Origin of the sequence: Nostoc sp. PCC 9305 (assembly GCF_963920915.1) — a bacterium.
In the GTDB taxonomy this organism is placed as follows: Bacteria; Cyanobacteriota; Cyanobacteriia; order Cyanobacteriales; family Nostocaceae; genus Nostoc.
In genome coordinates this window covers 24,435-43,273 of sequence record NZ_CAWUDN010000068.1, presented here as the reverse complement: position 1 = coordinate 43,273, position 18,839 = coordinate 24,435, and the positions used below count along the sequence as shown (strand labels likewise).

The 18,839-nt window shown below is 41.0% G+C and carries 17 protein-coding genes; 8 read left to right on the top strand and 9 right to left on the bottom strand.

The window, feature by feature from the left end:
- Nucleotides 1-35 precede the first annotated feature (35 nt).
- Nucleotides 36-491, bottom strand: coding sequence for a GAF domain-containing protein (locus ACM0OX_RS23145; RefSeq protein WP_414517335.1), 456 nt, complete (start codon nucleotides 489-491; stop codon nucleotides 36-38).
- A 343-nt stretch (nucleotides 492-834) separates the two neighbouring features.
- On the opposite strand from ACM0OX_RS23145, the gene ACM0OX_RS23140 reads away from it, so the two are divergent.
- The gene (locus ACM0OX_RS23140; RefSeq protein ID WP_414517334.1) at nucleotides 835-1,578 is read left to right on the top strand and encodes a DUF561 domain-containing protein; all 744 of its coding nucleotides are present in this window, start codon (nucleotides 835-837) and stop codon (nucleotides 1,576-1,578) included.
- Between the two features lie 114 nt (nucleotides 1,579-1,692).
- Here ACM0OX_RS23140 and ACM0OX_RS23135 read toward each other — a convergent pair whose 3' ends face one another.
- On the bottom strand, nucleotides 1,693-2,841 hold the full coding sequence (locus tag ACM0OX_RS23135) for a DegT/DnrJ/EryC1/StrS family aminotransferase (protein ID WP_414517333.1): 1,149 nt from the start codon (nucleotides 2,839-2,841) through the stop codon (nucleotides 1,693-1,695).
- Nucleotides 2,842-3,161: 320 nt separating this feature from the next.
- Between ACM0OX_RS23135 and ACM0OX_RS23130 the strand changes: the two genes are divergently transcribed.
- On the top strand, nucleotides 3,162-3,938 hold the full coding sequence (locus tag ACM0OX_RS23130; RefSeq protein WP_334716535.1) for an ABC transporter permease: 777 nt from the start codon (nucleotides 3,162-3,164) through the stop codon (nucleotides 3,936-3,938).
- Nucleotides 3,939-4,385: 447 nt separating this feature from the next.
- Entirely contained in the window at nucleotides 4,386-4,604 is a 219-nt protein-coding gene (locus ACM0OX_RS23125; RefSeq protein WP_094350008.1) for a hypothetical protein, read from the top strand.
- A 567-nt stretch (nucleotides 4,605-5,171) separates the two neighbouring features.
- On the opposite strand, the gene ftsH3 is transcribed toward ACM0OX_RS23125, so the two are convergent.
- From ftsH3 to ACM0OX_RS23105, 4 genes are all read right to left on the bottom strand, one after another.
- On the bottom strand, nucleotides 5,172-7,013 hold the full coding sequence (ftsH3, locus tag ACM0OX_RS23120) for an ATP-dependent zinc metalloprotease FtsH3 (protein WP_292741628.1): 1,842 nt from the start codon (nucleotides 7,011-7,013) through the stop codon (nucleotides 5,172-5,174).
- Between the two features lie 113 nt (nucleotides 7,014-7,126).
- Nucleotides 7,127-7,921, bottom strand: a complete 795-nt coding sequence (locus ACM0OX_RS23115) for an aminotransferase class IV (RefSeq protein ID WP_414517332.1) — start codon at nucleotides 7,919-7,921, stop codon at nucleotides 7,127-7,129.
- Nucleotides 7,922-7,938: 17 nt separating this feature from the next.
- On the bottom strand, nucleotides 7,939-8,358 hold the full coding sequence (locus ACM0OX_RS23110; RefSeq protein ID WP_414517331.1) for a GNAT family N-acetyltransferase: 420 nt from the start codon (nucleotides 8,356-8,358) through the stop codon (nucleotides 7,939-7,941).
- A gap of 58 nt (nucleotides 8,359-8,416) precedes the next feature.
- Nucleotides 8,417-9,202, bottom strand: a complete 786-nt coding sequence (locus ACM0OX_RS23105) for a hypothetical protein (protein ID WP_414517330.1) — start codon at nucleotides 9,200-9,202, stop codon at nucleotides 8,417-8,419.
- 525 nt (nucleotides 9,203-9,727) lie between these two features.
- Here ACM0OX_RS23105 and ACM0OX_RS23100 point away from each other — a divergent pair.
- From ACM0OX_RS23100 to ACM0OX_RS23090, 3 genes are all read left to right on the top strand, one after another.
- Nucleotides 9,728-10,237: a hypothetical protein gene (locus ACM0OX_RS23100; protein WP_414517329.1), complete on the top strand. Its 510-nt coding sequence runs from the start codon at nucleotides 9,728-9,730 to the stop codon at nucleotides 10,235-10,237.
- A 103-nt stretch (nucleotides 10,238-10,340) separates the two neighbouring features.
- On the top strand, nucleotides 10,341-11,171 hold the full coding sequence (locus ACM0OX_RS23095) for a hypothetical protein (RefSeq protein ID WP_414517328.1): 831 nt from the start codon (nucleotides 10,341-10,343) through the stop codon (nucleotides 11,169-11,171).
- Nucleotides 11,168-12,115, top strand: coding sequence for a hypothetical protein (locus tag ACM0OX_RS23090; RefSeq protein ID WP_414517326.1), 948 nt, complete (start codon nucleotides 11,168-11,170; stop codon nucleotides 12,113-12,115). The genes ACM0OX_RS23095 and ACM0OX_RS23090 overlap by 4 nt, the downstream gene beginning before the upstream one ends.
- A gap of 112 nt (nucleotides 12,116-12,227) precedes the next feature.
- On the opposite strand, the gene ACM0OX_RS23085 is transcribed toward ACM0OX_RS23090, so the two are convergent.
- Nucleotides 12,228-13,469: an acetate kinase gene (locus tag ACM0OX_RS23085; protein WP_414517325.1), complete on the bottom strand. Its 1,242-nt coding sequence runs from the start codon at nucleotides 13,467-13,469 to the stop codon at nucleotides 12,228-12,230.
- A gap of 292 nt (nucleotides 13,470-13,761) precedes the next feature.
- Nucleotides 13,762-14,256, bottom strand: coding sequence for a hypothetical protein (locus tag ACM0OX_RS23080; RefSeq protein WP_414517324.1), 495 nt, complete (start codon nucleotides 14,254-14,256; stop codon nucleotides 13,762-13,764).
- A gap of 234 nt (nucleotides 14,257-14,490) precedes the next feature.
- On the opposite strand from ACM0OX_RS23080, the gene ACM0OX_RS23075 reads away from it, so the two are divergent.
- Nucleotides 14,491-15,369, top strand: coding sequence for a M48 family metallopeptidase (locus ACM0OX_RS23075; protein WP_414517323.1), 879 nt, complete (start codon nucleotides 14,491-14,493; stop codon nucleotides 15,367-15,369).
- 520 nt (nucleotides 15,370-15,889) lie between these two features.
- Nucleotides 15,890-17,053 carry a DNA polymerase III subunit beta gene (gene dnaN, locus ACM0OX_RS23070; RefSeq protein ID WP_414517322.1) on the top strand — a complete coding sequence of 388 codons (1,164 nt, stop codon included), beginning with the start codon at nucleotides 15,890-15,892 and terminating at the stop codon, nucleotides 17,051-17,053.
- Nucleotides 17,054-17,230: 177 nt separating this feature from the next.
- On the opposite strand, the gene ACM0OX_RS23065 is transcribed toward dnaN, so the two are convergent.
- Complete coding sequence (locus tag ACM0OX_RS23065; protein ID WP_414517321.1) at nucleotides 17,231-17,974, bottom strand: DsbA family protein; 744 nt, start codon at nucleotides 17,972-17,974, stop codon at nucleotides 17,231-17,233.
- Nucleotides 17,975-18,839 lie beyond the last annotated feature (865 nt).

The window sequence follows — 18,839 nt, the reverse complement described above, 5'->3', positions numbered from 1 at the left end:
GATTAACTCAGCCCTGCTGGGTCATTTTGTATGGCTTAGTCTAAACTCCAGTCTCCAATCTCCATCAATGTCTCTTCTTCTTCGGCAGTAAATTCGTAGGGAACTGGCTTGGCAATGCCCAAAGTACCATGCAATCGGCCATTCAGCATCAGCGGTACTGCGATGGAACCTTCTACCTTCGTTTCTTTTGCTGAGGGTCTAGCCACTCCTGATTCGTCGGTTTGCAGGTTGCAAATCTGTACGGGTCGCTTGCGTTCGGCGGCGACACCAGCCATTCCTTTACCAATAGGAATTATCGTCATTTTAGGCAAAAGTAATTCTGGAATGCCCTGGTAAGCCTTTACGTGCAATAACTGGCTGTCTTTATCTAGGGTATGGATGCTACCTGTAGAGCAGTCGAAAGCGACCAGGATTTCGGTAAGCAGTCGGTTCCAGTCGATGGCAGACCCTTCAGCCAGAGTATCAAAAATGGTTTTGGTATTTAAAGTCATAGTCGTAGGAAATAAAGTTTGATCGTAAACGCGGAAAATAATTAGGAAAATTCACTTAGCAAAACCAATCTGCCTTTTTCACATACCGTGAAAAGTCAGGGGAATTTATGGGGCGATCGCACCTAGAGAGGTCTGTTGTCTCCAAGAATATTGGTAAAAACCCTACAGACGTAGATAGATCGGATTAGAAGTTTGTGCGATCGCTTTCAGTACAGATGGCAAAACTTTGATCGGTAGTAAGGATAAAATTATCAATATTTGGCAACTAGCATAGTGATTTAGTCCCCGATCAACTGAGGGACGGTAGAATATACCTAATTTTCGTAGCTTCAAAAGCCAAACTATGACGATGCATTCCACACTCCAACGTGCATTTACTAACCGCCGCGTTTTAAAAGTGATCAGCGGTTTAAATAACTTCGACGCCGCTAGCGTCGCTGCTACAGTCAAAGCTGCTGAATTTGGCGGTGCTACTTTTGTCGATATTGCCGCCGATCCAGCTTTAGTTCAACTAGCTAAAAGTTTGACAAATTTACCTATTTGTGTTTCAGCAGTAGAGCCAGAGAAATTCGTGCAAGCTGTAGCAGCTGGTGCTGATTTAATTGAAATCGGGAATTTCGATTCCTTCTATGCTCAAGGACGCCGTTTTGAAGCTCTAGAAGTGCTAGCGCTGACTAAGCAAACCCGCGCTCTCCTCCCGGAAATCACCCTATCTGTCACCGTTCCCCACATCTTGGAACTAGATCGACAAGTACAGCTAGCAGAAGAATTGGTGAAAGCTGGAGCCGATATTATCCAAACCGAAGGCGGTACTAGCAGTAACCCAGTTCACCCCGGAACTCTAGGATTAATTGAAAAAGCTGCTCCCACCTTGGCAGCAACTTTTGAGATTTCCCGTGTAGTTTCAGTGCCAGTATTGTGTGCTTCCGGCATTTCTAACGTTACCGCACCATTAGCGATCGCTGCTGGTGCTGCTGGCGTTGGTGTTGGTTCTGCCATCAACCAACTCAATAGCGAAGTTGCAATGATTGCCGCCGTGCGTGGCTTAGTTGAAGCCTTAGCGACTGCAAATGTAGTAATGAGTTAAGAGTGATGAGTTAGGAGTTAAGAGTGATGAGTTATGAGTTGAAGAAACTTATTTATTCAAAACTTTTAACTTCCAACTCCTAACTTCTAACTTCCAACTCCTAACTTTTAACTTCTAACTCATAACTTCTTTCAACGCATAAATCACCTGATCTTGCTGCTGTTGTGTCAGTTCTGGGAACATAGGCAAGGATATAACCTCATGGCAAGCTTGCTCTGCTATTGGTAAGTCTCCAATTTCATAGCCCAGACTTTGATAAACTGGCTGCAAATGTAAAGGGTGGGGGTAGTAAATCATTGAACTCACGCCCTGTTCTTGCAATTGACTACGCACCCAATCTCGATATTTGGCGCTAGAACCATTGCGTCCTTCGCCGGATATGCGAATAGTGTATTGATTCCATACCCCGATACCCCCAGGTAATTCTTGGGGCGGGACAATCCCCGGAACTTGACTAAGGGACTGATAGTAATAGTTGGCAATATCTCGGCGGCGATCGTTCCAAATATCTAAATAACGTAGCTTAATCTGCAAAATGGCTGCTTGTAGAGCATCCAAGCGGCTATTTACACCGATTTCCTCGTGTAAATATCGAATCTTACTACCATGATCTCGTAGTATTCGCAGTTTAGTAGCGATCGCTGGATCGTTAGTCGTTATTGCTCCACCATCGCCGCAACCACCAAGATTTTTGGTGGGGTAGAAACTAAAGCAACCAATATGTCCAATACTTCCGACTTTTTCACCCGCCCAAATCGCGCCTGTAGACTGAGCGCAATCTTCAATTATTGACAAATTGTGAGACTTAGCGATCGCCATTAATGATGTCATATCCACAGGTTGTCCAAAGAGGTGAACCGGGATAATCGCTTTAGTTCTGGGTGTAATCGCCGCCGCGACTTTCTCCACGTCTAAATTAAACGTAGTCGCGTCAATATCAACGAAAACAGGCTTTGCACCGACGGCGCTAATTACTTCAGATGTCGCAATAAAGGTAAAAGGCGTTGTAATCACTTCATCGCCTGCACCAATGTCCAAGACTCGTAACGCTAAGTAGAGCGCATCAGTACCAGAATTACAAGCCACACATTCAGTAACGGTATTATAAGCGGCAAATTGTTGTTCAAAGCCTTCGACTAAGGGGCCGCCAATATAGCGGCCGGAAGCTAAAACCTCTAAGACGGCTGCACTTACTTCTGCTTCAATGGTGGTGTATTGCTGCTTGATATCAAAGACAGGGATGGGATTTACACTTTGGATCATGAGTTCTCATTTTATCGGGAGATACAAAGGATGCACTTCGACAGTCAATTTTTGCTGATTGAATTGTGAATCAAAGAGGAGCTACTAAAAGACTATCGCCCAAGATACGCATCTATTAGGGTTTTTACTTAAATTGTGGTGCGGGAAACCACTGCACATTTAATTTACAGATAGTAGGCATACTAGGTGTTTGCCATGTTAAGGTCGTACCATTTTGAATTGATGAAAGTGATATATATCAACCAAGATCCAACACATCTGGTCAAAGTTCCAGGAGTGTGTGCTGCTTTGAGAGGAAAATACCAGGAGATAGAGAACCCATGCAGGATCTGATCGAGCTGGATTTTGTGGATTTAGCTATTGGTGTGGGATTGATGGCGATCGCCATTGGTTTATCTGCCTGGGAAAAATTAGGATTAGAGTTGAACTTAGCCCTTGCTACTGGGAGAACCATCTTACAACTTCTTGTATTGGGATACATTTTAGATTTCATCTTGGCTTTAGACAATGCTTGGGCAGTTTTGGCGCTATTAGCAATAATGCTGACAATTACGGCGATTGTCGCACGAAATCGCATCAGCCAAAAAATTCCTCATGTGTTGCCTTTGGTGTGGGGTGCAATTTTAATTAGTACCGCCGTGACAGTGTTTTACATCAACTTCTTGATCGTTCAACCAGAGAGATGGTACGAACCACAGTATATAATTCCCCTTGCAGGGATAGTCTTAGGTAACGCTACCAATGCAGCTGCGATCGCAGGCGATCGCCTTGTCAGCACCATTAATTCCAGCCATCTCGAAATAGAAACCCATTTAAGCTTAGGTGCAACTCCAGAGCAAGCTGTTAGCCAGTATCGCAAAGACGCCATCAAAGCCGGATTAATTCCTACTCTCAATCAAATGATACTCATAGGTATGGTCGCAATACCAGGAATTACCACCGGACAGTTATTAGCTGGTGTCAAACCTCTGGATGCTGTATCCTACGAAATTTTGATTATGTTTATGGTTGCTTTTGCTAACTTGTTGACAACAGTTTTAGTCACAAAGGGGTTGTGTCGTCAATTTTTTAATTCCGCCGCGCAGTTGGTGAGATGAAGAGTAGGGTGAAGGGATTAATCTACTCCAAAATAAGTATTTCATTTCCTTGTAGGGGCGTATAGCTAGCTGTGCGCCCCTACGAAGTCTCTACGCAATTGAAATATAAAGATATCTTGGAAACGCATCTATCCTATGAGGTATTTTATACAAAGCATAAATAAATATTTATATAGTTATTTAAAAATCATGTGATTTCAGTATTCAAACCTGACGCTGTAAACCTGAGAACTCAATGTATTGCCGTCTATCGGAGGTAACAGAACCAAAAGAGGAATGTCATCATTAGGAGATGTACCTTTAGGCAGGGATGTCAAGTAGGTGAAATATTTATTAATATTGTTAATAGATAGTAAATGTAAATTCAGCGTCAGGAATCCGAAAAAATTCCTAATGGCAGGTATTGAGCATCAATCACCAGATTGTTCACCAACGGAACAGAAGATTATGAAAGATCAAAAACGATCCGACTCTAAAGAATTCGTCGGAAATCTCAAGAATGGGATTTGGCTATTTGGCCTGTCATCCTGGGTATTTGGCATTACCGATCGCAGTATTGCTTCATTTGCAGATGGTTATCTATCTGCTTTGGATTTGACGCAACTATTTACGGCGGCTACATTCTTTGTAGCGTGGCTATTTTTGAAACCGACATCCAGAGTGTAAGTTAACCAACTGATTAGTATCCAGTCACTTTTGGCACTAGTCCGATTGAGATTTAGAAAGTTATCTATTTGATGCCATAAGGGGTGTGCGACAGAATGCATAAATTATTTTGTATCGATCGCAATCAAGGTAATTCGTAAAATCTTCGAGTTACCCTGATTTCGAGTTCTTACGAAAGAGAATCAGCATATATACCAAGTTCGCGCAACCACTGTGCCAGCATTTGGGCAAGTTCTGGCGGCGTTAGTAATTTGATTTTGGTGTATCTAAAAAAATTTTTCTAATTTTCCGGAACTGATTATGCTCATGTGGTAGTCATTATCATCAGATTAGCGATTTATACTGAAACTCTATAACGAACCTCCGGGGAATATAACCCCATTACGGATTAAAAGCCCGGTCTTCATGGCCGGGCTTTTGCCAAGAAATAAAAGAATTGGGGTAACTCTGGAAAATACCAGAATTACCCCAAATTTTAAAAGTTACGGATTGTTCTTAACTCCTAACTCCTAACTCCTAACTCCTAACTTCTAACTTCTAACTCCTAACTCCTAACTACTCATTAAATTAGGCAAACGCAGCGGTTGTGACATCGTTATTCGATAGAATTTCTTGCAACTCTTCAGCGTCTACTGTTTCTTTATCAACCAGCATTTGCGCTATCTCATCTAGAATGTGGCGGTTACGCACCAATACTTCTTTAGCGCGTGTGTAGGCTACATCTACAAGTTTACGGACTTCTTCATCAATGGCAGCAGCGGTTTCTTCAGAGAAATCACGCTCTGACATGATATCGCGTCCGAGGAACATGTTACCTTGTTGACGACCAAGAGCAACAGGGCCTAAGCGATCGCTCATCCCAAATCGAGTAATCATCTGACGCGCAACACGGGCTACTTGTTGTAAGTCGTTGGAAGCACCAGTGGTAACTTCTTCTTCACCAAAGATTAATTCTTCAGCAATCCGACCACCCAAAGCTACAGCCATCTGATTTTCCAGATAAGCGCGGCTGTATAAACCAGTGTCCATCCGGTCTTCGCTGGGGGTAAACCAAGTTAAACCACCTGCGCGACCGCGAGGAATGATGCTAATCTTTTGTACTGGGTCATAATCTGGCATCAAAGCACCAACTAAAGCGTGACCAGCTTCGTGATAAGCTACCAAGGTTTTACGCTTTTCGCTCATTACTCGGTCTTTCTTCTCTGGCCCAGCTAATACACGATCGATCGCATCGTTGATTTCATCCATCGAAATCTCAGTCAAATTCCGGCGTGCTGCCAAAATTGCGGCTTCATTCAACAGGTTGGATAAATCTGCGCCAGTAAATCCAGGGGTACGACGAGCGATTTTATCCAAGTCCACATCTTTCGCCAAGGTCTTGCCACGGGCGTGTACCTTGAGGATTTCGCTGCGTCCGGCATAATCGGGACGGTCTACCACAACTTGACGGTCAAAGCGACCAGGACGCAACAAGGCTGCATCTAGGACATCAGGACGGTTGGTAGCAGCAATAATGATGATGCCAGTGTTACCTTCAAAACCATCCATTTCGGTGAGCAACTGGTTGAGGGTTTGTTCCCGCTCATCGTTACCACCACCTAAACCTGCGCCCCGCTGACGACCTACGGCGTCAATTTCATCGATGAAGACGATACAAGGAGCATTGGTCTTAGCTTGTTCAAATAAATCACGGACGCGGGATGCACCCACACCGACGAACATTTCTACAAATTCTGAACCGGAGATTGAGAAGAAGGGTACACCTGCTTCACCAGCTACGGCACGAGCTAGGAGGGTTTTACCTGTACCAGGAGGCCCAACTAACAGTACACCTTTAGGAATTTTTGCACCAACGGCAGTAAAACGATCGGCGTTTTTCAGGAAGTCTACAACTTCGTTTAATTCCAACTTGGCTTGGTCAATACCAGCGACATCGCCAAATGTCACCTGAGTTTGTGGTTCCATTTGCACTCTGGCTTTGGATTTGCCAAAGTTCATCGCTTGGCTGCCCGGGCCACTTTGAGCGCGACGTAGCAAGAAGAATAAGCCAACCAAAAGCAATACAGGGAAAAATAAGCTGCTCAGTGCCTTAAACCAAAATCCTTCGTCGGTTTGGGGCAATACAGAAATATCAACGCCTTTAGAAGTCAGAGTGTTGATCAAGTCTGGATCGTTGACTAAGGTAACAATCCGTTTAGCTGGGTCATATTTGGGTGTAACCAGTGCTGTAGAGCGGTCTGCACTCAAACTGACTTTTTCTACTCTGCCTTGCTGAACTTCTTGAATAAAGCGACTGTATCGCCATGTCTCTCTGCTTTGGGGTTGTTTGTCAAAAAATGCTGTTCCCAGCGCAATTACGACAATAAACAGCAGCGCGTACAGCCCTGCATTTCTCCATCTTTTATTCACTAAGGTCTATCCTCCGGTATTTTTCGCGCAATCGCCTAGCTTCTCTGCTCGGAAAGGTGATTATTAAGAATTATGTTAACTTATCTTAAGATATAACAAATTTGGCGTGGTTGTCATGCTAAAAAAAGCTCCCTTATTAGCTGAAAACTGTGATGGTAGGGATTATATTGTAGCGACCCTGAAGGCTGATGAACGGTATGAATGGGAATAACTTCTACCACACTATTAGTGTAGGCGATCGCTTCAAATCTCTGGACTAACTCGACGCTCCAAGTTTCTTCTCGCGCTGGCTGGTGGTGGTTTTGCAACCAGTTTACAAGTTGCGATCGCACTATTCCCGGCAAAATTCCGGCCTTTATTGGTGGCGTGTACCAACTGCGATCGCACCATCCCCAAAGGTTGCCTGTACTGGTTTCTAGCCAATTTCCTTGAGCATCGACTAATATTGCTTCTTGAGCATCTGAGCTAGTTTTTGCCAACCAAGCACTCAAATAATTTCCAGTTTTATGAGAGGGGAGAGAGCGAGAAAATTCTGAACTGGCAACAGCGCATGAAATACCATTTTTTTGTTTTTCTGTCAAATCTAGGGGTAATAATCTGCCAGTTATCCACTCTCGTCCATCAGAAAAAAGGGTAACTCTGAGAACGGGGAAGTGTGGGAGAAGAATTTGAGCGCCTTGACGCAAACGGTTCCAATCGGGTTGCTGCCAGCCAAAAGTTTGGATTGAGAAAAGTAAGCGATCGCAGTGTGCTTGCCAATTAGTTAAATTACTATCTAGGGAGTTATGATAAATCCGCAATGTTGTAAAAACAGTTGCTCCATAAAGTAAACCCGGATCGTTAATGTTTAATTCTAGAGTTTGGGAGTGAATTAATTTGCCGTCATACCAAAAAATATTATTTGTCACAACCAAATTGCTTATCGCTACAACTCCATTGAAAAGTGATGACTTGTAATGCTCATACGCTGCATGAGATAAAATCTATGGGCTGCAAATCGTTGAACACCAGAATCCAGACTCAGGTGTTTACACTCATGATTTCTGGCATATTCAATTAGCCACTGAAATAATTGTTGACCGTAGCTGTGTGACCGTTTCAACTCATCAACAACTAAATCATCAATGTATAAAAACTTCCCCGATGCTAAACAATTAGAAATGCGAAATCCAGCGATGGCTACAGCTTGCTTTTCTACCTCTAAGAATGCAAGTTGATAACCTTCTTTCATTTGATATCGAACTTGTTCTACAAAATTATCCTGCTCAAGGTGAGGGCGCAACTGGGAAATAACAGGAAAACATCCTAATATTTGAAAGTCAGATTCTGCTAATTGTATTGACACTAGTATTGCTCATAAAAATTACGAATTACGAATTACGAATTACGAATTACGAATTATTTTAATCCTTTGGAGGAAATATAATTTTATGAGTACCTTCAGGAGTTGTAACTATTTTTCCGCCCAAAGCTTCGATTTCCTTAATTGCGCGTTTCTGGGTTCTCTCATCAGCATGATTATTTAAAACCATTGACCATGTAGAAATTTGAGCATATTTACTGTTAGGATTTCGACTCAAAAATTCCGCAGTTCTTTGAGAAGTATTAGCTACAAGCTGACTTTCTGCATCTGAAAATTTACTCGCCCAGTTTGCCGCTGTTGCAAAAGATTGTTGGGCAGCTTTAGCGTTGCCTAAAAATAATAACTCATCAACTCCTTTAAAACGCCATATATAATAAGACTTTTCGGGAACTGAGGGAGATAGTGATTTTAAGCCTTTCTCTGATATTGCGATCGCACGTTCAGGCATACCAGCATATAATGAAGTACTTATCGAAAGACTGCGATACGCTGCTAAAAATCGCGGATCGCGTTCTAGAATAACTTCAAAATATTCTGGACTTAAACTGTAACCTGTTTTATCCCGAATTTCATCATCTCCAAAATATTGGAGAAAATTGAGATACACCAAATCTGCAACCAAGTTATCATAACCAAAGCTAGGCGTTTTTTCGAGAAAATTCAGACGGATATTTTCAGTTTTTATTTCTTTTTTTAAAGTTTCTAAAGAGGCAGATTGTTTTCTATTTATTAGTTTTTGCAATTGGGGGAATTGAATCAAGCCAACTCCTAAAATACACATAGAAATTACAAAAGGTGTAGCAAAAGCTTGACGAGATAACAACATATTTTCTTTGGCTTTATTATTATAGTCATATCATTGTATACATAGTGGTATAAGAAAAGTCAGCCCTATTTGTGAGTCTATGCTTTGCTAGGTAAGATAAAAAAGTTGACTCAAATAAACTAATTCGATTACTTAATGCCTATTTATACTTTAGTCCTCTTTTATTGCTTGAGTATTTTTAGTGCTTTTTTATACAAAATACTCTCTAATTTATAGCGACTGGAACGAAACACCCAAAAGCTAATTAGATAATTCTTTCAGAATCACGCCACTTAGGACAACGGGAACCCTTACCGCAGTGATGGATTCACTGCAATGCAGTACCTCAAATATCTAAAATGGTATTATTCTTTTTCTAAGATAAATTTGACTCTTGGAAATCATAATTTTTTTAGTAAAAATTTCTTAAAATATTAAGTTGTTTTGACTTTAGTTACTTTTTTGTAGTAAAAGCCTTCCCAAATTTGACATAACATAAAATTGTATTTTGTTTATATTGAAATCTATCTGCAACCTCTAAATTTCATGGTGAATGATACTCTTAACGAAAACACAAAAATTCATAGTCAAGCCATCGAAAACATGGAAAATAATAGTCAATTTAGCAAACCAAGTAGTGAATTTAAAAGAAAAGTTAAGAAGCTGAATAGTCAGGGAGAAGGATTGAATATTGATGAGATTATTGATGCTATTCAAACAGCGATAATGGAAGTTGTAGAGCTAGAAATTACTACTTGGGTTCCAGACTCATCTACTCAGTTAGAACAATCACAAGGGCAGCAAGTTGCTCAAACAGGTAATAGAATGCACACCATAATCAATTTAATTGATGGTGATATCACTAATGAAGTTGGTAGTCAATTTGTTGGTGGCGGGCCATATACAGAACTTCGCGAATTTCATCTAACTCAAATCAAAGAAAGTCGGGAGATTATGCAAAAAAATATAGAAAGTTTGCAGAAGTTGTATGGATTTTTTATAGAAATTATGAAATCTCGTAAAACTTCGCAACAATCGCTATCCCGTCCCCAGTAATTGATATTTATGAATTGATATTAACCCAAAAATACCTACAGGATATGAGCTTATTCAAACTTGTAGGTATTTTTGATTTAGAGAAATCAAGGAAATGATGACTATGCCTAATAAAATTCAAGAACAAGCCAAAGATTTACTAGAAAAAGTAGTCTCATCTGTACATGAATTAGTTGATGATATTACAGCTTTAGAAGTCAATACAATGGTTGTGGATCAAATTACTGGCGCAAAGTTTAATGCTTGGCAAGCATATGAAGAGATTTATTCAATAAATGATAAAGACTACTTTGATAGCAAAGGAATTCCAAATCCAGACGATTTATCAGAACCAGAAAAAACTCAAGCTCAAGAGCTACGTAAGCGTTATACGAGTCTTTTTTCACAACTTGAAAGAGAATATTTTTACATTCTCCTTGAACAAAGTAATGAGACTAGTGAGCCAGACTCCAGAATAATACACTATCAAGAGCGTCTTAAATATCAGGTGGAACATAAAGCAAATATTGTTCCAACTGATGAGATATACATAAAGTTAGCTCGACCAATATTGCCGGCTCCAACTCCTATTGCAGATCGAGAAGAAAATAGTATAAAAAGTTTGCAGCAAAGATGGAAAGAGATTGAAGAACTTTTGAATAATGACAAATTTATTCGTACACTGCGGAAAATGTCTGAGCTTAAAGCTGCACTTAATAGCGGTAATATTACCAGCGTAGATATCGATATTATTTATGCTCAAACTGTTATGCAGTTAGATGGAGATATTATCAGCCGTTATCATAAAAAGCTATTTCAATTATCTGAAGTAGATAGAGATTTAATCCTCAAAATACATAATGAAGGGGTAATTGCTGGAGAGAAACAGTGGCGTGGAACACTAAATTTTCTGATTGGTATTGTACAAAATATCGCAAAATTATCCCGACAATGAAAGCTGATAAAACACACACAGATTGTGAAGCTGATGTTCAACTCTCTTTCTTTGTGCAAATACCTCAAGGTACTCCTATTGAGCTTCAAATTAAGGTTGAGTCAGGACAGTATACCTTTTATCTAAATAAGACTCTTTTAAAACAAATTGAGGAAGCGCGAGAAATAGGCTGCTCTTTATACATTCCGCCAAAATTACTAGCTTATATTTGGTACTACAACTGTTTTAGCGATAATATTTGTTTTAACAAGAAGGCTAGACCAGACAATAAATTAGTAATTACTAAAAAAAACTTTAAAATATTTAACGATCCTTTTATAGTAAGTCTTATCAAATTATTCTGGAGTCAATTCTTACAAAAACAGTCAATGTTACAGTATGGACTTACTTTTAATTCTTATTATAAAGAAGATACATCAGATTTATATCTCTGGAAAGAACAAGATATTGTTTTACAAAGTAATGTTTTATTTTATGGTGACATAATTCACAAAATCAAGAGTGATTTTATCAAAAATCCTGAATGCTTAAATATTGTTTATTTGCATTATTGGCTTATTGAACAAATACTAAGCTGTCTTCGGACTAAATTAAATTTATTCTCTTGGGAATTAGCTTCGTTATTCCCTGCTACTTTTTTTGTATGGAGATTAAACTTAGCATTTTCATTATCAATACTTGCTGGGTTAGTAACATCTGTTGTATTTGCTACTATTCGCTATTGGCTGGTTAATCAGCTTCCAAGGTTGACTTATATTAGTTCTCAATATCGAAATTGGCTGGCATGGGGACTAAGTTGTGTCACTTCTAGTATTTTTATTTTTACTCCCACTAATTTCTTAATTTTGCTACTTTTGTCACTAATTGGGCCGTTATTACAAGGGATTTTTAGTTTTATAGTAGGGCAAATTGGTAAAGTCTTTATGCGTTGGTTACTACCTTGAAAATTGGGTGTGAGGCATTGCAAAAGATATTTTTTCGTGAAAGACTGTTTTAAGAAAAAGATTAGGTTAGCTGAAATATTCAAACAATGTTACTCAAATTAAATCAAACTTTCTAATTATGTTTTAGCAACTGCCAACACTGCCCGGCGATCGCCCAATCTTCTTGAGTATGAATAACTAATACCCGTACTGCTGAATCAGATGTAGCAATATCCTCATCCACAGGTTGCTGTTGATTTTTCTCAAGGTCAAGTTTTAGTCCGATAAATCCAAAGGCTTCACAGGCGGCTTGGCGAATTTCTGGAGAGTGTTCGCCCACACCTGCTGTAAACACTAAAGTATCTAATCCGCCCAAACTAGCAAGCATCGCGCCGATACCAGAACGCAAGCGATGCACGTAGATATCCCATGCCAGTTGAGCGCGGGAATTACCTTGAGCGTAGGCGTAGCCCGTCGTAGACATCGCTTCTCTCACTTCACGCATATCACTAGATACACCAGAAATTCCCTTTAACCCAGAAGCTTTATTTAATAACTCATCCAACTTTTCTACAGAGTAATTGCAGTGCCGCAACAGGTAAATTAGAATCCCCGGATCGACTGAACCAGAACGACTACCCATCATCAATCCTTCTACGGGCGTGAATCCCATAGTAGTATCAATACTGCGACCGTTTTTAATTGCCGCTAAAGAGCAACCATTGCCCAGATGGCAGATAATTAACCGCTCAGATGCAACATCTCGACCGAGAATTTGGACAGCACGTTGAGAACAGTATTGATGACTGATGCCATGAAACCCATAGCGGCGAATACCTTGCTCTACCCACTGATATGGGCCGGGATAGATTGCTGCTGCATCGGGTAAAGTGGCATGAAATCCAGTATCAAAGGCTGCAACTTGGGTGACATCTCCTAAAATTTGTTCAATTGCTTTTATGCCTTCCAAACCCACTGGATTATGCCCTGGAGCCAGGTTAGACAGATCGGCGATCGCCTTTTTGACATCCTCCGTAATTACCACACTATCTCGATAATCCTCTCCACCATGTACTATTCGATGCCCCACCACATCGATTTCTGACAAGCGATCGATTACCTTGGTAGCATCACGATCGAGTGTATTGAGCATATAAATGAGGTGCGCCTGTGGGGAATCACCAGAGATTGATTTTTGCAGCGTTTCACCCGTAGCAGTTTTCACCTCAATTTCTGCCACACTCCGATCTTGAGTCCAGTTGATTTTCCCTTCCCAAAGGGGTTGGGGTGCTTGGGTAGGAAGAGTTTCATCTACAATTTCATACAGACAACTCTTTTGGCTACTCGATCCGGCATTCAGTACTAATATCTTCATAGTGACAACAGAAAAAACGATCTCCTTTGATCGTGTCACTAATTCTAGCTTCATGCTTAGTACAGTTTTGCGTAAAAGCGTAGCGTTTTTAATGCAAGCTGAACCTATTAACAAGGCGGGCACTGCACACAATGCAAGCTGACGCATTAACAAGGCGGCCAAAATGGCTCATCAAGTCAAAGCGCGTAACTTTCTGCACATCTGCTCATTTCACCCCTTTTTTTACTGTTCGCGGATACGGTACACAGTTTGAAAATGCAGGTGAACTAGGAAGCGAGGAGAAGTGGCTTGGTCAGTTATCATTTCGTAGGTTGATTGGACGGATGTCGCGGAGCTTGAGGGTTCTTTTACCTGCGTTATCGTCGTCATCAATTGTTACCAGGTATTTCACTACCGTATGGTTTGCATTTCCACCAGTCACGGTGACAACAAATGCTGAGTAACTGTTAGTGTTTGTGCCACAACCACTCCGGTCATGAAAGGTTTGATTCCATTCACCAATATGGACACCCTCACCTCGTGGCTCATCACCACTTTGTTTAATTTCATTGAGGAGAGCTACTTTCAGTTGAGATAGCTTTGATTTTTTATTAGCAAGCATAAGTTTAAGAAACTTATCGCGATTTACCTTGTCAAGGTTGTTGCCGTTGCTGCATTTATCTTCGTAGTTGGCATCAGCTGAATCCGGGCTGGTCATCACCAGTGCTGGAATCTTGGGAGACTGAGCGGCGTGCCCACTTGTTGTTGCTAGTGCGAGAACACATAAAGTAAAAAAACCAAAGCGCATTCAATTCTCCGAGTGTGAATTAGTGTGTCCAATCAAGATTAACTGCAACAAACACTAAAGCACAGGGTTTGTCCGGTGGCGTATGCAGCAAAGGAGTGAAATGAGCAGCGATACCGAAAGTTACGAGTATGCAAGAAAGGAAACCCCCAATTGAAATCGTTATACTAACTGTGGGAGGCTGTTTATCTATCCAGCCAGATTCCATAGTTGTATTTTTTTATAGCTTGTTACACTATGTCCTTCTTCAAAACCCCGCTGATTGGTTTAAAAGCTGACTCATTTCGTCATCCATTAGACCTGGAAGCTACTAGAGCGCTCAAGCAGATACCAGGCATAGATATGTTGGTGCGAAATTGGCTCGGGCCAATGGCAGAGCAGGTTTTCTATGTGGAAAATATTGCCTCTAGCATTCTGGTGGGTGAAAAGCAACTACCCGATTTATACAAGCTGTTGTTAGATGCCTGTAAAATCCTGGATATAGATCCTCCCCAGTTGTACGTCCGACAACATCCGGCTCCCAACGCCTATACTTTTGCTGTACGGGGTAAGCAGCCTTTTGTGGTGCTACATACTTCCCTGATTGATATTCTCACAGCAGAAGAAATACAGGCAGTAATCGCCCATGAGTTAGGGCATCTCAAGTGTGACCATAGCGTTTACTTGACTCCTGTAAATTTACTAATATTAGCTGCGGCGATTGTACCCAATGTCGGTACTTTCGTTGCCCAAGCCATACAGGCGCAACTTTTGGAATGGGTACGTTGTGCTGAGTTTACCTGCGATCGCGCCGCATTACTAGCAACCCAAGACCCGAAAGTGGTCATGTCCGTGTTGATGAAGTTGGCTGGTGGTTCTCCCACCTTAGCGCCCCAACTGAATCTCGATGCCTTTGTTGCCCAAGCCCGCGCTTACGATGATATTAGCAAGACAGAACTGGGTGAAATGGTCAAAGCTGCCCGTACAGCCCAATTAACCCATCCAGTGCCAGTGCTACGGGCGCGAGAAATTGACCGTTGGGCAAGCAGCATAGAATATCAAACTCTGTTGCAAAGTCACGGACTGAAGTCTACTAATAATGAAGTTGCACCCAAAGGTGGATGGCGCAATTGGTAGAGCTTCTATTCACAACCGCTTTCTTGCTATATACAGCGTATTTCAGGTAAATGAAGTACACAGGTAGGGGCACAATATGTTCATTGGTGTCAACTTAAGCTGAAAGCCTTTTCAAATCTCGTTTCCAGCCTCTGGGCTGGAAATGCACTTCAATTGCGGCTCTGCCGCCAGCAACTAGTTATTTTATGTCGGTTCAGCTTAACTTAGTACCGTTCCCTATTGGATTTTAGCTAACTAACGATCGCACCCGACACCCCATTCATAGATCCATTGACAAAAGAAGGCTGAACGAAATCGGTTGCTATTTCTTTGTTGTCTAACAATAGAATCTTCCCTTGAACCCTGTTAACGCGATCGATGAAGTCCTGTTGGTATTAAGGCAGATGATTTATGACAGCCAGAGACCAACTACTTATTCAGGAAATTGAGCAAGTCTCAGATTCTCTAGTGGAAGAAGTGTTAGACGATCGCCTATAAACATAAGGATGTTAGGATATCTTTCACTAGCTGCATCTGACTTATGAAATTAGTTTGCTCCCAAAGCGATCTCAGTACAAACCTCTCACTCGTTAGTCGTGCAGTCCCTTCACGGCCAACTCATCCGGTACTTGCCAATGTGCTGTTACAAGCGGATGCTGAAACTAACCAAGTAAGCTTAACGGCCTTCGATCTCAGTTTGGGAATCCGCACCAGTTTTAACGCAGAGGTATGGCAAAGTGGTGCGATCGCACTTCCTGCTAAGTTACTTGTAGATATCACCTCTCGTCTTCCAGAAGGCGAAATCACTCTAGACGATGAATCAGCCCTGACAGGTGCAACATCCGGTGGAGAAGGGTTAATAGTCACACTCACACCCAAGAGTGGACATTATCAAGTCCGAGCAATGGGGCCAGAAGAATTTCCCGAACTACCTGTAATTGAAAATACCGAAGTAATCCATCTCACCACCACCGCATTAATTGAGGGATTACGCGGTTCATTGTTTGCTACCAGTGCTGATGAAACCAAGCAAGTACTTACGGGTGTGCATTTAACAGTTAAACAAGACACCCTAGAATTTGCAGCTACCGATGGACATCGCCTAGCAGTCGTAGAAACTAGCAACGAGCGTCCTCTAGGCGGAACTAGTCAACTAGAAGTGACAGTACCAGCGAGAGCATTACGCGAACTCCAAAGAATGCTAGCTCATAGTGCTTCATCAGATGAACCCGTAGCTTTATATTTCGATCAAGGTCAAGTTGTGTTTGCATGGCAAAATCAACGCTTGACTAGTCGCACATTAGAAGGACAATATCCTGCTTATCGACAATTAATTCCGCGCCAATTTGAGCGACAAGTGACAATTGAACGGCGACAATTTGTCAGCACTTTGGAACGGATTGCTGTGTTAGCCGATCAAAAAAATAATATTGTCAAGCTCAGTATTGATAGCGAAGCCCAAGAAATTACCTTATCTTGTGAAGCTCAAGATGTGGGCAGTGGTAGAGAGTCGATGCCAGCACAAATTTCTGGTGAAAACATCGAGATTGCCTTTAACATTAAATATTTGATGGAAGGCTTGAAAGAGTTACCATCTTCCGAAATTCAAATGCATCTGAATCAAAGCCTAACTCCAGTAATTTTTACACCATTGGGTGGTTTAAAAATGACCTATTTAGCTATGCCTGTGCAACTTAGAAGTTAAAAGAGAAGTCAGAATTCAGAATTCAGAATTCAGCAATGCTTGAAGTCGTTCAGGGGTGCTGAGTGCTAAGTCACCGAAGTTTGTATTCCTGGGTTGGGCTGCCCCAACGGATAGCGCAGCGTTAGCAACCATCAGCTCCACAAATCACAGCACAGACGGCAATCGTCATGATATCGATTAATTTGTGTCGTTCGGATTGCCTAACACTGTTTTATAATAGGCTTTGACACGAGACAGTACACTTTCCATTTCTGATAACGGCACAGCACCAGCAAAAGTCTCACCATTGATGAAAAAGAAAGGAGTACCTTTAATTCCCAACTTTTCAGCTATCTGTTGATCTTTTTCAATCACAGCACTTACTTCCTCTGAATTACGTTGTTGATTAAACTCTAACAAATCTAGTTTGAGTTTTTTAGCAAGTGCAACATATAGTTTCTCACCCAATTTGTCTTGCTGGGCAAATAAAGCATCTTGATATTGCCAAAACTTTCCTTGTTTATTAGCAGCCCAAGCAGCTTTGGCAGCAGGTATAGCTTCAGGATGAATTGAGGTTAAGGGATAATGCTTGTACACTAATGTAACTTCATCTTGATGACGAGCCATGAACTGCTTCAATGTTTGATGAGCATTGGCACAGTAAGGACATTGAAAATCTGAGAACTCGATCAACACAATCTTTTGCTCTGTTGCACCAGTCACAGGAGATTCACCAATTACACTGCTGGGATTTTCTCTAATTTGCTGCTTGATGTCGTGTTGAGCTTGTTGCTGCTGCTGTTGTTTTTGCAGATATTCAGCTTGTAAAGCTTCCCTAACTACTTCTGGATGACTGCGAATAATCTGCAAAACTTCAGTTTCTAACTTTGGATTAATCAGATTATTATTGTCTGTTTGATTGACAATGGTATCGGCTTGCACAGGCGTTGACCAAATAACCAATGTAACGCAAATGAATAAAACTCCTGCTAACCGGACTGAGCGCCTCAAGCAACGACTTAGGGACTTGCAAAAAAATTCTCCAATTTTATGTTGTGGGCTGGAAGCCCACAACAAATAATTTGGGTATTTTTTTATTTGGAAGTTCCTTAACTCGCACTGCATATTTATCATATTCATCAATTCTGAACACTGAATAATGGTAACAGTTCAATCTATCATCAATTCTGAACACTGAATAGTGGTAAGTAGTTACGCAAAATTAATTATATATTCTTCTCCAAAATTATTAAATATATATTCCACAGCTTGCGCTCTTTGTCTTACTTGATGATATTTACTATGTTTATAAATTCTTTCTAGCATCTTGATGGTATCTTTGCTTAAGCTTTTAATAAAACGCATATCAGCACCCTTTTATCGGCATCTTATTTTTCTGATAATATTAAAATGTATAAATATTTTGTGTAACCACTTAAGAGTTTAATTTAGGTGATTTACAGCAATTTTCATGTATTTAAACCACAATCTTGTTTCATCCTTTGCCCCTTTGCGTGAGTTGAAGAAGAATTCAGAAGTCAGAATTCGGGAGTCAGAATCAATCAGTCGGGGATTCAGACCCGCGACTTTCTTGTTAACCAATAAATTTTCAATTTAGTGAGGGTGCAAAAATGCCGATTATTCATCCGCCAGCGATGCACTGAGCTTGTCGAAGTGTCGTACAGAATTCAGAATGAATTCTGACTCCTGACTCCTGAATTCTGTTCGATAAAAACAATGTGGTTCATTTCCCTCAAAATCGCTGTAAAAGACAATATCAGTGGTCAATTTCTGAATTTTTCGAGCA